Origin of the sequence: Herbaspirillum sp. C7C8 (assembly GCF_022627875.1) — a bacterium.
Classification (GTDB): domain Bacteria; phylum Pseudomonadota; class Gammaproteobacteria; order Burkholderiales; family Burkholderiaceae_D; genus Herbaspirillum.
In genome coordinates this window covers 1-14333 of the sequence record NZ_JABXGG010000006.1, presented here as the reverse complement: position 1 = coordinate 14333, position 14333 = coordinate 1, and the positions used below count along the sequence as shown (strand labels likewise).

Annotated in this window: 11 protein-coding genes; 7 read left to right on the top strand and 4 right to left on the bottom strand. The window is 62.1% G+C overall.

The window, feature by feature from the left end:
* Positions 1-28: 28 nt before the first annotated feature.
* Complete coding sequence (locus tag HWE01_RS09230; protein WP_008330701.1) at positions 29-694, bottom strand: peroxiredoxin-like family protein; 666 nt, start codon at positions 692-694, stop codon at positions 29-31.
* Positions 695-840: 146 nt separating this feature from the next.
* On the opposite strand from HWE01_RS09230, the gene HWE01_RS09225 reads away from it, so the two are divergent.
* On the top strand, positions 841-1734 hold the full coding sequence (locus HWE01_RS09225; protein WP_034350759.1) for a LysR family transcriptional regulator: 894 nt from the start codon (positions 841-843) through the stop codon (positions 1732-1734).
* Between the two features lie 307 nt (positions 1735-2041).
* Positions 2042-2230 (top strand): hypothetical protein, encoded by a 189-nt coding sequence (locus tag HWE01_RS09220; protein WP_008330704.1) that lies wholly within the window; start codon positions 2042-2044, stop codon positions 2228-2230.
* A 130-nt stretch (positions 2231-2360) separates the two neighbouring features.
* Here HWE01_RS09220 and HWE01_RS09215 read toward each other — a convergent pair whose 3' ends face one another.
* Positions 2361-4706, bottom strand: coding sequence for a TonB-dependent receptor (locus HWE01_RS09215; protein ID WP_241821603.1), 2346 nt, complete (start codon positions 4704-4706; stop codon positions 2361-2363).
* Between the two features lie 642 nt (positions 4707-5348).
* Between HWE01_RS09215 and HWE01_RS09210 the strand changes: the two genes are divergently transcribed.
* Entirely contained in the window at positions 5349-5909 is a 561-nt protein-coding gene (locus HWE01_RS09210) for a gamma carbonic anhydrase family protein (protein ID WP_008330708.1), read from the top strand.
* A 98-nt stretch (positions 5910-6007) separates the two neighbouring features.
* Here HWE01_RS09210 and uraH read toward each other — a convergent pair whose 3' ends face one another.
* Entirely contained in the window at positions 6008-6361 is a 354-nt protein-coding gene (gene uraH, locus HWE01_RS09205) for a hydroxyisourate hydrolase (protein WP_008330710.1), read from the bottom strand.
* 242 nt (positions 6362-6603) lie between these two features.
* Here uraH and HWE01_RS09200 point away from each other — a divergent pair, with 242 nt between their 5' ends.
* The 4 genes from HWE01_RS09200 to HWE01_RS09185 all read left to right on the top strand — a co-directional run bounded on the left by HWE01_RS09200 (position 6604) and on the right by HWE01_RS09185 (position 13624).
* Positions 6604-7422, top strand: a complete 819-nt coding sequence (locus HWE01_RS09200; RefSeq protein ID WP_008330712.1) for a hypothetical protein — start codon at positions 6604-6606, stop codon at positions 7420-7422.
* A 367-nt stretch (positions 7423-7789) separates the two neighbouring features.
* Complete coding sequence (locus HWE01_RS09195; protein WP_241821602.1) at positions 7790-10105, top strand: catecholate siderophore receptor Fiu; 2316 nt, start codon at positions 7790-7792, stop codon at positions 10103-10105.
* A 444-nt stretch (positions 10106-10549) separates the two neighbouring features.
* A complete protein-coding gene (locus HWE01_RS09190) occupies positions 10550-12787 on the top strand; it encodes a catecholate siderophore receptor Fiu (RefSeq protein ID WP_241821600.1) in 2238 nt (745 codons plus the stop codon).
* 156 nt (positions 12788-12943) lie between these two features.
* Entirely contained in the window at positions 12944-13624 is a 681-nt protein-coding gene (locus HWE01_RS09185) for a Fe2+-dependent dioxygenase (RefSeq protein ID WP_241821598.1), read from the top strand.
* A gap of 121 nt (positions 13625-13745) precedes the next feature.
* Here the strand turns inward: HWE01_RS09185 and HWE01_RS09180 are convergent.
* The coding region (locus HWE01_RS09180) for an aromatic amino acid lyase (RefSeq protein WP_241821597.1) at positions 13746-14333 on the bottom strand (588 nt) is incomplete at its 5' end.

The following is a 14333-nucleotide window of genomic DNA, read 5'->3' as shown; positions in this document are numbered from 1 at the left end:
CGGGCAATGCAGATGCGCGTCGGCGAACTCAGAGCACGCTCTGGCCGATGGCTGGCAGCATGTCGGCCGGTTCCGGGCGGCGGGTATAGTCAGGATTGACTTCGGCGTAGACGATCACGCCATCCGGAGCAATCACGTAGCGGGCCGGCATGGGCAGCGTCCAGCTGGGATCGCCATTGAAGGCCGGCAGCTCGTTCTTGAGCGACTGGTAGAGCTGCACCAGGTAGTCCGGCAGCGCAAAACGCAACCCGAAGGCTGCCGCCACCTCATTGCCCGCATCCGAGAGGATGGGGAATGACAGCGCGTTCTGGCGCATGGCCTTGCGGCTATTGGCCGGCAGCTGTGGAGAAATGGCTACCAGGCTGGCGCCGGCCTGCTGCAATTGCGGCAGTGCTTCCTGCAGCGCCTGCAATTCCATGTTGCAGTAAGGGCACCACACGCCGCGATAGAAACTCACCACCAGCGGACCGCGCGCCAGCAGCTCGGCCGACGACACCGGCTTGCCTTCCGGATCGGCGAGCGTGAACTGCGGTGCACGGTCACCGGCCTTGAGCGCCAGCTTTGCTGCGCCCGAGGCGATCAGTTCATCGGTAGCGCGCTGCATGGTGGCAATCACCGGGGCAGGCACGTTGTAGGGCGGCTTGCCGGCCACGAAGTCGGCTTTGAAGGCATCCAGCTTGTCTTGCAGAGTCATGATGAAGCTCCTGTCATTGGTTGGGTTGAGTGCGCTCGGCGGTACGGGTCACCACCGATGAGGCGCATTCTGGTCCCAATGATTCAGGAATGGCAGACAGGTCATGGCTATAATGCTTATTCCAATCAGGAATGAACAAGGCAGATATGGATCGCTTGCTGGCCATGACGGCCTTCGTACGGGTGGTGGAGGCGGGGTCGTTTTCGGGGGCGGCGCGCGTGCTGGGCGTGGGCCAGCCAGCAGTCTCCAAGACGGTGGCGCAGCTGGAGGACAAGCTCAAGGTCAAACTGCTGCTGCGCTCGACCCACGGCCTCACGCCGACCGAAGCCGGGATGCGCTTCTACGAACGTGCGCGCCTGGCCATTCAGGAAGCCGATGAAGCCGAACTGGCTGCCCGCGGGGCCGGGGCGGGCCTGGCCGGACGGCTGCGGATTTCGGCGGCGCCGACCTTTGCACGACTGTTCGTGATTCCGCATCTGCCGCTGTTCCTGGCACGTCACCCGGGCCTGGAAGTAGATGTGATCCTGGACGACCGCACCATCGACCTGATCGCCGAGGGTATCGACGTCTCGCTGCGCATGGGCAGGCTGGCCGATTCGGCCAGCGTGGCGCGCAAGCTGGCCACGACCCGACGTTCGGTCCTGGCGACCCGGGCCTATCTGGAGCGGGCCCCGGCACCGCGCGTACCGGCCGACCTGAGCGCACACGAGACCCTGGTCATGAGCCAGCTGGACAATGTCTGGACCTTCACTCGCGCAGGGAGCGAAGTGTCGGTCATGGTCAGGGGACGAGTGCGTTTCAACGCTGCCGAAGGCATCCGCGCCGCCGTCCTGGCTGACATGGGTCTGGCCATCGCGTCGGACTGGATGTTCGCCCCCGAACTGGCCGCCGGCAACGTGGTACGTCTGCTGGAAACATGGTCCCTGCCGGAGATCGCCTTGTGGGCGGTCTTTCCCACGGGCAGACTGGCCAGCGCAAAGGCGCGCGCCTTTGCCGACTTCGTGGAAGAAATCATGCTGCAAGAGCAAACCGCGAACTGATGCACGACGGACATCGTCAGCTTGGTAACGATCCTGCGTCGTGTCGTGGCAACTCTTACCGATTAAGCATGCCGCTACGGCAACGCAGCGGCGAAAAGCATATCCACCATGCAACTTCCCCGCAGAAAGCTTCATTTTTTGTTGCACTTTTCGACCAAGGTACAGTCGTAGCTCCATTCGGCATGGCTTAGAATAGCCCAAGCTCACGACGTAATCGATTGGACCGTACCGGCCTGCAGCGCGATGAATCCCCGCTCTTCATTGCCCGCCAGACATCCCCGGTACGACATCTGAAAAGGAAAACGGAATGACGCAGTCTCCCAAAAATATCTCGGCCCTGATGTGTGAGCTCAGCGTGGCGCTGGCGGAACTGTCGGAGAAGATGAGCAATCTCTCGGTCACGCTGGAAAACACCTATCTGCAATCCGACGCCCCGGAACCGGCCGCCCTGATGGAAGCCGCCCGGGAAACCATCGACAAGGCGCGCAACGGCTGAGCGGGCGCTTCGACCTCACCGGGTCTCAAGCTCCTCTCAACTCCCTTCCACCTCACCGGCAGCCGGATCCACTCCGGTCTGCCCGGCCAGCCGCACAGCACGCCAGGGCATCAACTCCCCCACGCTCCGCTCAGAAATCGTATTTCAGCTCGGCAAAGACCGTGCGCTGCGGGAAGGGATGGAACAGGAAATAATCCCGGTTGGTCAGGTTGTCCACGCCCAGCGCTGCGCTCCAGTGACGGTCGATGCGATAGCGCACACGGGCGTCGAAGACGGTATAGCCATCAAAGCCCTGATAGGTGTGGGTGTTGATGTCGGTATTGTCGACGGTGGCATAGACCCGTCCGCTGTAACGTCCCGCCAGCGTATAGGTCCAGCGGTCATCGGGCTTGTAGCTGGCCACCAGGGTGGCGCGCCATTCGGGTACATAGGGCGTGCGCTTGCCGACCGAGGTGGCGCCGGCCGTGGTGGCCACATAGCTGCTGTTGTCCAGGATACGGGCATCCACCCATGTCACGCTGCCATTGAGAGAGAAGCCGCGCATGAACAGATCGTTGCGCTCGAAGGCGGCCTCGATGCCGCGCTGGCGCGTGCGATCCACGTTCTGCGTGAAGGAGGCCACGCCGCTGCCGATGGTCGAGGTCTGCGAGATCAGCGCATCGGATACCCGCTCTTCAAACAGCGACACGCGCCATTTACCCCGCCCTTGCGGCAACTGCTTCTCGATGGCCAGTTCGGTGGACCAGACTTTCTCCGGTTTGAGATTGGGATTGGCCTGCAGATAGACGCCATTGAGCAGCACGTTCTGGTACAGCTCGCCCACGGTCGGGAAGCGCAATGCGCGGCCACTCGAAAGTGTCGCCATCCAGTCGTCGGCAAAGGCCCAGGCCAGCGAAGCCTTGGGCGAGAGCCCGTTGTGACTGACCTGCGGCTGGTTCACCGCAAAGACGGTATTGCCCGAGGTCGACACATTGCGTCCATCGAAAGCGCGCCACCATTCGTAACGCGCCCCCAGCGTGGCCTTGAGCGCTGGAGCAAGATGCCACACATCCTGTGCCCACAGCGCCGAGGTCTCGGTCTTGCCGCGCGAGTCCGAGGCCAGCGTGCCATTGCCGCCGCTGATCCAGTTGCTGGTATTCCAGGTGGGCGTGGCCAGGGTATAACGATCCACATGCGCACCGAAACTGACGACCTGGGCACTCCCCGCAGGGCGCCAGATGCCCTTGGCGTCGACCGTGCTCCAGCCGGTGCCGCTGGCATCGGCAATGGTACCGGCGCCGCCGCTCTGGCCGGCCGGGAAGGCTGTGGTAGAGGTGCGGGTCAGGTCGCGCGACGCCGACAAGGTCGAGGCGGCCACTTGCCAGTCCCACTGACCACCGGTCTTGCTGCGCAGCTCCAGCGACTGCATCCATTGCTGCTGGTCCACGTCATTGCTGGCGAAGCTGCTGGTATAGACCGTGGCGCCACTGGCATTGTTCAGGAAACTCTGCGGATTGGCATGGGCCTGGTTCTGCCAGAAGCCCAGCGTATAGGTCGCCGTGAGCGCCGGCGTGAAGTCATAGGAAACCTTCAGCCGCGCCGTATCCTGCACGGTGTGGGTGAGATTGCCGGCCCCCAGCACGTAGAGATTCTTGCCCGTGCGATCCTGCGTCGGCACCGCTCCGGTGGTGCCGGCTGGTGCACTGGCGGCGGTGATGTAGGTCACCGGCTGCGAATAGCTGTCCAGGTGATTGACCGAGAAGCGCCAGGCCAGGGCCCCGCTGCGATTACCCAGACCGACGTTGTATTCCTGTGCGCGATAGGTGCCGGAAGCGCCGTAATGGCTGAAATCCTGCTGCGCGTATTGCGCCTTGATGCTGGCCTCGAACTGCTGTGGCATGCGCGTGGTGATCTCGGTCACGGCACCGTAGGAGTTGCCCGGATACTCGGCCGCGAAGGGGCCATACATCACGTCGATGCGCTCGATCTCTTCCGGTGCCACCATGAACCAGCGTGGCGAACCATTGCCGTTGTTGTTGTTCACCAGCGCCGAGAGCAGGATGCCATCGGCATAGATCAGGCTGCGCGCGCTGGCGTTTACACCCGTGGTGCGGGTGGCCAGCGGCGACTGGGTATCGCCGATGTAGCGCTTGCGCACCGACAGGCTGGGCAGATACTTGAGCGCATCCGAACTGTCGGTGACGTTGATGCTGTCGGCGGCCGTGTCGGCAGTGACGCTGGCCGTGGTCTGCGGCAACTGCTTGCGCTCGGCGACCGATCCGCTGCCGTGCACCTCGACGGTCGGCAAGGCCGTTGGCTCGCTGCTGGCAGTCTCGCTCCCGGTTTGCTGTGCCAGTGCACTGCCGCTCCAGGCGCACAGCACCGCCAGGAGCAAGGGCGAGGGACGCAGATCAATGAACCGGGAAGATGACTGCGACTGCGACGGCGACAGCGAGCGAGATGACGAGGATGGGGAAGAAACAAGCAGCGTGTTCATGGCGAGGATGTCCGGACTTTTCTTGGTATCGTGAGGGAAGCGCGCGCAGCCGCACCCGCGACCGCCGTGACGTTCGCACTCCCTGTTTTTTTCATCGGCGCAATCTATCACGCAGCTTGTGCGCCGCGCTCCGGCCAGTCTGCTGCCGGCCGGCAAGAGCGCGCCGCATGCCCGAAAAAAAATCCTTTGCACACAAGCAGTTAGCCACGCCGACCGACAAAAAAAATGGGCTGCGACATATTGCCGCAGCCCGCAAATACAACAGAGAGGAGGTGAGATTGGACCCGATTTCCGGGCCCCTTCCCTTAATCCAAATCAAATGCGCTGCGCGCATGCGAGCGCGTCTACCGTCGCGCAAAACATCCGGAGCAGCGATCACAATCACGACAAGACCAAGCCCGCGCACCCGCTGTAGCGGAGCAGCTCGCCGCCACCACGCACGATCTTTGCAAGGCGCTGCCCCATGGCCAGCTGTCCGTCCACCGTCCAAACAGGGTATGATCGCTACCCGCCTGAGCACGGCCGGGTCAATGCGAGTCAATGCTTCGCAGGCGGCCCGTCCGTGCCACGCCAGCGACGCCGTGCTCACCGGCCGCGTCAGCACGATCCGCTTCACCCGCATCACCAGGAGAACCCCCATCCATGCTTCGCCGCAACCCTTCCGGCCATCGGCCCCAAGTCCACGAATCTGCCTATGTCGACCACACCGCCATCCTGTGCGGCAAGGTGATCGTGCATGAGAATGTCTTCATCGGCCCCTATGCCGTGATCCGCGCCGACGAAGTCGATGACCAGGGCGAGATGGAGCCCATCGTCATCGGTGCCCATTCCAACATCCAGGATGGCGTGGTGATCCACTCCAAGTCGGGCGCTGCGGTCACCATCGGCGAGCGCACCTCGATTGCCCATCGCGCCATCGTGCATGGTCCCTGCTCGGTGGGCGATGGTGCCTTCATCGGCTTCAACAGCGTGCTCTTCAATTGCAGCATCGGCGCCGGTTGCGTGGTGCGCCACAATGCCGTGGTCGACGGTTGCGACCTGCCGCCGGGATTCTACGTGCCGTCCACCGAACGGATCGGACCCAAGACCGACCTGGCCACCATCCCGCGCGTAACGGTGGCCGCCTCGGAATTCTCCGAAGATGTGGCCCGCACCAACAATGAGCTGGTGCGCGGCTACAAGCAGTTGCAGAACGAGTTCTGAACCCTGCCTCCTGCCGATGACATAAAAAAAATCCGGCTTCTGGCGTGAAGACCGGATTTTTCATTTATCGCTTCAGTCGATGATTCAGGCCCCTCCCATCAACTGCCGCGATAAGTGGAATAGGCCCAGGGCGAGACCACCAGCGGCACATGATAGTTCTGGCTGGCATCGGCCACGCCGAAGGCGATCACCACCTCATCGACGAAACGCGGTTCCGGCAGGCTCACGCCCTGCCCCACAAAATATTCGCCGGCGGCAAATACCAGCTCGTACTTGCCGGGCAGCAGGGCCTCACCTTCCAGCAGCGGCGCATCGCAACGGCCATCGCTGTTGGTGACGGCATGCTTGAGCAGTGTCTTGCCCTCGGCAGTGACCGCGTAAAGCGCCAGCTTCACGCCCGCGCCCGGCTTGCCCTTGGTGATATCCAGCACGTGCGTGCTCAGTTTGCCCATGTTGCTGTCCTTTCCCTTTGTGATAGATGAGTCGTCCTGGGGACCGATGATATACCGCCACCCGCCGATGCCTATACGAGTGCGCTTATACCGGCCATCCTCGCAGCGGACATAATGCCTTACCGCGTCACCCCCTGCCAAACCGGAGTCCACATCCGGTGCGCGGATCACGGCTGCGGCATCAAGGCCAGAAAATCCTAAATCATTTATATCAATAAACATCCATCACTGGAGGAGGCACCATGCCCATTTCATCCCTGCGCCGACACGGCCTGCTTGCCGGCGTTCTGCTCGTGACCGGCGGCAGCACGCTGGCCGCCGACTGGTCCGACAATTCGATCGGCTATCGTTACGGCACCCGCTTTGCCGAACCCTACAATTCGCAGGACATCAGCAAGAACATCCTCAACTTCCAGCATGCCAGCGGCTACAAGTACGGCACCAATTTCCTCAACGTCGACCTGCTGATGTCGGACCGCAAGGATGACAACGCCCAGGAAGCCTATCTCACCTATCGCCATACGCTGGACCTGGGCAAGATCAGCGGCCGCGATCTGTCCTTCGGACCGGCGCGCGGCGTGGGCCTGACGCTGGGCCTGGACTGGAACACCAAGAACGACAACAGCTACGCCTCCAAGAAGCGCATGTGGGTCATCGGCCCGACCCTGATGATGGATGTGCCGGGCTTCCTGAACGTGAGCGTGCTGGCACTGTTCGAGAGCAACCAGCCCAAGGGCGTCAGCAGCCGCTACCGCTATGACACCCACCCGATGCTGAACCTGGCCTGGGGCATTCCCCTGGGTACATCCGGTTGGGCCTTCGAAGGCTACATGAACTACATCGCCGCCAAGGGCAAGAACGAGTTCGGCGGTGCCACCGCCCCCGAACTGAACTTCGACGGGCAGCTCATGTACGACGTCGGCACCGCCATGGGCCTGGGCAAGAACACCTTCCGTCTGGGGCTGGAATACCAGTACTGGCGCAACAAGTTCGGCAACCCCGGCAACGTCCCCGGCTCGCTGGCGAAGACGCCGATGGTACGTGCCGAATATCACTTCTGATCCGCGCCTGATCCGCGCCTGATCCACGCCTGATCCACGCCTGATCCGCCCAGGGGGGCTCATTCTTTTCTTCCAGGATTCAGACGATTCTGATTGAAAAAAAATCGAGTTCCCCGATTCAAATAGCGCGCTTTAAAACTCCTGCAAAAAATCGAAATTTTCAGGAGTTCTTTTTTTCGCCCCGCTTCCTATACTCGTCAGGATCCGTTCCCGGCATGTCTGTCCGCCCGGCCGGATATTCCTGACCTCTCCCCGCCAGCCCTTGCCCGACCGCGCTTCCCGCTTTTCTGCATGAAGCTTCATATCGCGCCGGATACCGCTCTTCGCCAGCCCAGAGTTTTCGCAACCCTTACTCTCGGAACCTGACATGAGCTTCATCAAGAGCCGCAAGCACCCTATCTCCACTCCTTCCACCCCTTCCGCTGCCTCCACTCCTTCCACCCCTTCCGCTGCCTCCACGCCTTCCTGTCTCACGGCTGCCATCGCCGGCGCCCTGCTGCTGCCGGTGGTCGCTGCGCAGGCCCAGTCACCCCGTGCGCAACTGCCTGCCGTGCAGGTCGATGCCCTCAAGGACTCACCCTACAAGGCCGAGCAATCGGCCTCACCCAAGTACAGCCAGCCGCTGGTGGACACCCCGCAGACCCTGCAGATCCTCAAACGTCCGCTGATGGAACAGCAAGGTGCCACGACCCTGACCGAGGTCCTGCGCAATACCCCCGGCGTGGGCACATTCTTCCTCGGCGAGAACGGCAGTACCAGCACCGGTGATACGGTCTACATGCGCGGCTTCGACGCCTCCAGCAATATCTTCGTGGACAACGTGCGCGACCTGGGCGCCATCTCGCGTGACGTCTTCAACCTGCAGCAGGTGGAAGTTCTCAAGGGCGCCGCCGGTACCGACAACGGACGCGGCTCGCCGACCGGGGCCATCAACCTGGTCAGCAAGCAACCCGAACTGACCGACGCGGTGACGGCCAGCGGCACCTATGGCAGCTGGAACCAGAAACGCCTCACCGTCGACTGGAACCAGGTGCTGGTCCCCGAGCAGGGCCTGGCGCTGCGCCTGAACCTGATGAAGCAGAACAGCGGTGTACCTGGCCGTCACGAAGTCCACAGCCGCCGCGACGGCTTCGCCCCCTCGCTGGCCTGGGGCCTGAACACGCCGACCCGCATCTATTTCAATTACCTGCACGTGGAGCAGCACAACCGGCCCGATGGCGGCGTGATCACCCTCGGCCTGCCCGGCTACAGTTCGCCTGATCTTGCTCGACCTTTCATCTCCCGTGCACCCAAAGTGAATCCGAGCAATTACTACGGCCATCGCGATGATTACGACCGGGTCAATGCCGACATGTACACGCTGCGGGTGGAGCACGATATCGCCCCCGAACTCAAGCTGCACAACACCACCCGCTACGCCCGTACCGACCAGGATTACCGTCTGGCCTCCTTCATCGCCACCGGATCCGACCGCGGCCGCTTCAAGACCGGCATCATCACGCCTTCGGCCACTGATCGCAGCAGTTGGCTGCTGGCGCGCAACATCGTTACCCGGCGCGATCAGGCCAACGAAATCATGAACAACCAGACCCATGTCACGACGCAATGGCAGACCGGGCGGATCCGTCATGCGCTGGTCGGCGGGCTAGAATTGACGCGTGAACGCCAGCGCTCGCTGTCCTTTGGTACGGACGGCTTCCGCCCCTATGCCAACCTGTACCAGCCGAATCCGCACTTTGACGAATCAGCGGTGCGCATCAGAACCACCGGCAGCAACGAAGGGCAGACCGATACCGTCTCGCTGTACGTGCTGGACACCCTCAAGTTCAACGAGCGCTGGTCGCTCAACCTGGGGCTGCGCGAGGACCATTACCGCAGCTCCTTCACCGGCATCGCCTCGGGCAGCCTCACGCAACTCTCGAGCTCGGGCAATCTGCTGAGCTGGAAGCTGGCGGCTGTCTTCAAGCCCACCAGCTACAGCAGCGTCTATGCCCTGCTGGCAACATCGCAGCAACCGCCGGGCGGCAACAATATCACCCTCAGCGCCAGCCGCCGGAACCCGTCGCACCCCGACTACGCGCCGCAAAAGACCCGCACCGCCGAGCTCGGCACCAAGTGGGATCTGCTCAATCGTCGCCTGGCCGTGACCGGGGCGCTGTACCGTACCGACGTGAGCAACGAAATCGAGGCAGGAACGCTGGCCGATACCTACTTCCAGATCGGAGAGAAACGTACCGACGGCGTGGAGCTGGGCGTCACCGGCGAGATCACCCCTGACATTTCGCTCACCGCCGGCTATAGCCGCATGAACAGCCGGGTCAATCAGGGACGTGTGGCCACCGCCAGCGGCGAAAACTATCTGGCCTACACACCGCGTCAGTCCTTCACCTCATGGGCGACCTGGCGCGCGGCACCGGGCCTGGCGCTGGGTGGAGGTCTGCGCTACACCGACGGCCTGCTGCGCGGCACGGACACCAATGCCGTGGGCACGCCCACCCGCACCGATGCCTACTTGCTGGTCGATGCCATGGCCAGCTACGCGATCAACAAGACGGTGGAGCTGCAGTTCAATGTCACCAACCTGTTCAACAAGCAATACGCCGCCGCCATCAACAAGAGCGGCTACCGCTATACCCCAGGCGGTGCGCGTGCCGTCTCGCTGACGGGCAACTTCCGCTTCTGATGACTTCCTCCGGTGGCGGCGTTCTGCCGCCACTGCCCCCCCGTCTCCCCTTCCTGCAACGCCTTCCTGCAAATCATTTATCACGTTGACCAAAACGGCAGGAGCACGGTGTATTTTCCTCACCACATGCCGAGCCATCCTGCCGATGCCCGCCATGCCCGAGCCCGCGCGGACCATCGGACTGCTGACCGCATCCGACCGGCTGTGACAATGGACTACATGCCAACTTTTTCAGGAATAAGAATCACTTTTATTTTCAATATGTATATAATTGTAAGCATCCTGATTCAATTCGTTACAAAAAAGACCGATACGGGATACACAAAAAGACAACCTCGCCAGCCATTGCGGCGGAGCCTGCCAGGTCATTTCTGACCACGCGATTGCCCGTTCGACTCGTAGCCAGCCAAGAGAACCCTCAACAATTTCTCTCGGAACCAAGCCATGAGTTACATCAAGAGCCGCAAGCACGCACAACCCGCGTTTGCCTCGACCCGCCTGTCTGCTGCCGTTGCCGGCGCCCTGCTGCTGCCCGCCGTGGGCGTGCATGCCCAGACCAGCAGCGCTCTGCCCAAGGTCGAAGTGACCGCCACCCAGGAATCGGACTACAAGGCTGACAAGGCTTCCTCGGCCAAGTACAGCCAGCCGCTGGTCGATACCCCGCAGACCCTGACCGTGATCAAGAAGCAGCTGATCGACCAGCAAGGCGCCACCACCCTGACCGAAGCCCTGCGCAACAGTCCTGGCGTGGGCACCTTCTATCTCGGCGAGAACGGCTCGACCAATACCGGCGACGCCATCTACATGCGTGGCTTCGACAGTTCCAGCGCCATCTTCGTGGACAACGTGCGCGACCTGGGTTCGATCTCGCGCGACATGTTCAACATCCAGCAGGTGGAAGTCCTGAAGGGACCGGCGGGGACCGACAATGGCCGTGGCTCGCCGACCGGCTCGATCAACCTGGTCACCAAGCAGGCCGAGATGAGCAACTTCTTCAATGCCTCGGCCACCTACGGCAGCTGGAACCAGAAGCGCGCCACCGCCGACTGGAACAAGGTGGTCGATGAAGAACGCGGCATCGCCCTGCGCCTGAACCTGATGAAGCAGGACAGCGGCGTACCCGGCCGTCACGAAGTCAAGAACGACCGCTGGGGCGTGGCGCCCTCGCTGGCCTTCGGCCTGAACAGCCCGACCCGCGTATTCCTGAACTACCTGCATATCGACCAGGACAACGTTCCCGATGGCGGCGTACCGACCATCGGCCTGCCCGGCTACACCTCGCCGGACAGCTCACGTTCCTTCCTGAGCGGTGCGGCGCGTGTGGATTCGTCCAACTTCTACGGCCTCTCGGGCGACTACGACAAGGTCACCTCCGACATGTTCACGGCGCGTGTGGAGCATGACTTTTCCTCCGACGTCAAACTGCAGAACACCACCCGCTATGCCAAGACCAGCCAGGATTACCTGCTGACCTCCTTCATGGGAACCTCGGCCAACCTGGTTACCCCGTCGGCCAGCAATCCATCGGCGTGGACCATTTCGCGTTCCAATCCGACGCGCAAGGACCAGAGCAACGAGATCATCACCAACCAGACCAACATCACCGCCGACCTGCAGGCGGGAGGACTCAAGCACACCCTGGTGGGCGGGGTGGAATTCACCGAAGAAAAGCAGCATGCCCTGTCCTTCACCCGTAGCGGCACGCTCTCGGTGGCCAACCTGTACAACCCGAATCCGAACGATCCCAAGACCTACACGATGACGGCCACCGGCTACAACGACGGCAAGACCGACACCGTCTCGGCCTACCTGTTCGACACCATCAAGTTCAATGAGCACTGGGCGATCAATGCCGGCATCCGCGAGGACCACTACCGCACCACGTACTACGCCAACGCCGCCGGCACCATCACCAACCTGTCGACCTCGGGCAACCTGTTCAACTGGAAGCTGGCCGCCATCTACAAGCCCACCGACTACAGCAGCATCTACGCGCTGTATGCCACGTCGCAGCAGCCGCCGGGCGGCAGCAACTTCGCCCTGTCGGCCTCGGCCAACAGCGCTGCCAACAGCAACTACGCACCGCAAAAGACCAAGACTTCCGAGCTGGGCACCAAGTGGGATCTGCTGAACAAGAAGCTGGCCGTCACCGCCGCCCTGTTCCATACCGAAGTGACCAATGAAGTCGAGCGCGATCCGACCTCGCTGCAATACTTCCAGACCGGCAAGAAGACCGTGCAGGGCATCGAACTGGGCGTGACCGGTGACGTGACCAGCAATCTGTCGCTGGCGGCCGGCTATACCTGGATGGACACCAAGGTCGACAACGGCGCCATCGTCACCGCCTCCGGTGACAACAACCTGGCATACACCCCCAAGCAGGCCTTCACCTCGTGGGCGTCCTATCGCCTGCCGCATGGCTTCACCGTGGGGGGTGGTGCGCGCTACGTCAGCTCGCTGCTGCGCGGCACCGATAGTGCCGTCGGCACCCCCAAGTACGCCAACAGCTACTGGGTCTTCGACGGCATGATGGGTTACGTGGTGAACAAGAACGTCGATCTTCAGTTGAACATCTACAATATTTTCGACAAGGACTACGTAGCGGCCATCAACAAGAGCGGCTATCGTTATACCCCGGGCACGCCGCGTTCGGTGGCACTGACGGCCAACTTCAAGTTCTGAGACAGCGCCTCGCGATGACTTGATCTGCCTCAGTTGCGTCACTGCCGGTCTTGCTTAAAGTGAGGCTGCCCACTGAGTCCAGTCATGGATCAGCCAGACTTGACGGCCCCTCCTTCACGGGAGGGGCCTTTTCATTAGCGACAGGAGAAATTCATCATGATGCTGCACATCCCCGCCGTTCTCAGCGCCGACCAGGTGCGCCACATCCGCAGCGAGCTCGACCGTGCCGGCTGGGTCGATGGCCGCGAGACGGTGGGCGACCAGGGCGCGCGCGTCAAGCGCAACCGGCAGTTGCCGGAGCACTCGCCACTGGGTTTCCAGCTGGGCGAGATCATCCTCGACGCATTGCGCCGCAACCCGCTGTTCTTTGCCGCCGCCCTGCCCAAGAAGACCATGCCGCCGCTGTTCAACAGCTATGAGGGCGGCGAACATTACGGCCTGCACGTGGATGGTTCGGTGCGCAACCTGCCCAACGCAGCGGGCAGCCTGCGTACCGATGTGTCCTCCACGCTGTTCCTGTGTGATCCGGACGAATACGAGGGCGGCGAACTGGTGGTCGTCGATACCTATGGCACCCACGAAGTGAAGCTGCCAGCGGGCGACCTGATCGTCTATCCCTCCACCAGCCTGCACCGGGTGGAACCGGTCACGCGCGGGGCGCGCGTGTGCTCCTTCTTCTGGACCCAGAGCATGATCCGCGACGACTGGAAGCGCAGCATGCTCTTCGAGCTGGATCGCAACATCTACAGCCTGCGCCAGAAGCTGGGCGATAGTGAGGAAGTGGTCGGGCTGACCGGGCACTATCACAATCTGTTGCGACAGTGGGCCGATGTCTGATTTCCAACAATTTTTTATTTGATTTATATCGTTGACGCAAATTTGACGTTCCCGTCATGCCAGCAACCAAGGGCCGTCCGGTGTTACCCGGACGGCCCTTGTGCTTTCCGTCAGCATCGCATCAGACGAAGCGCCCGATCGCTGCCATCACCGCCTGCCGCACCGATCCGCTGACCACGAAGTCATGCGCTGCCTGCACGTCATCATGGAACCAGCGATCGCCCTCCAGGCAGGCCGGAATCTGTCGACGGATCTCCTCATACGCCGCCTGCGTGCCCTGTCCCAGCATGAAGTCCTTGAGCAGTTCTTCGGTCATGGTCAGCGCCTGCGCGGCCAACAGCATTTCCACGCCGACGATGTATTGCGTGTTCTGCACCACCGTCATGGCCTTGCGCGCGCACCAGGTCGAATTGGAAATATGGTCTTCGCTATTGCCCTTGGAGGGGATGCTGTCGACGCTGCCCGGCATGCAGAGGGTACGGTTTTCCATCACCAGCGAACTCATCGAACATTGCACCACCGGATAACCGGTGTTGACACCACGCACGCCGCTCATCAGGTTGCGGGGCAAACCCCACGACAGCGTGGGATCGATCAGCCGCGCGATGCGGCGCTCGCAGATGCTGCCCAGATCCGTGATGGCCATGGCCAGCAAGTCCATGGCCTGCGCCAGATACTGGCCGTGGAAGTTGCCACCGGAAATGATTTC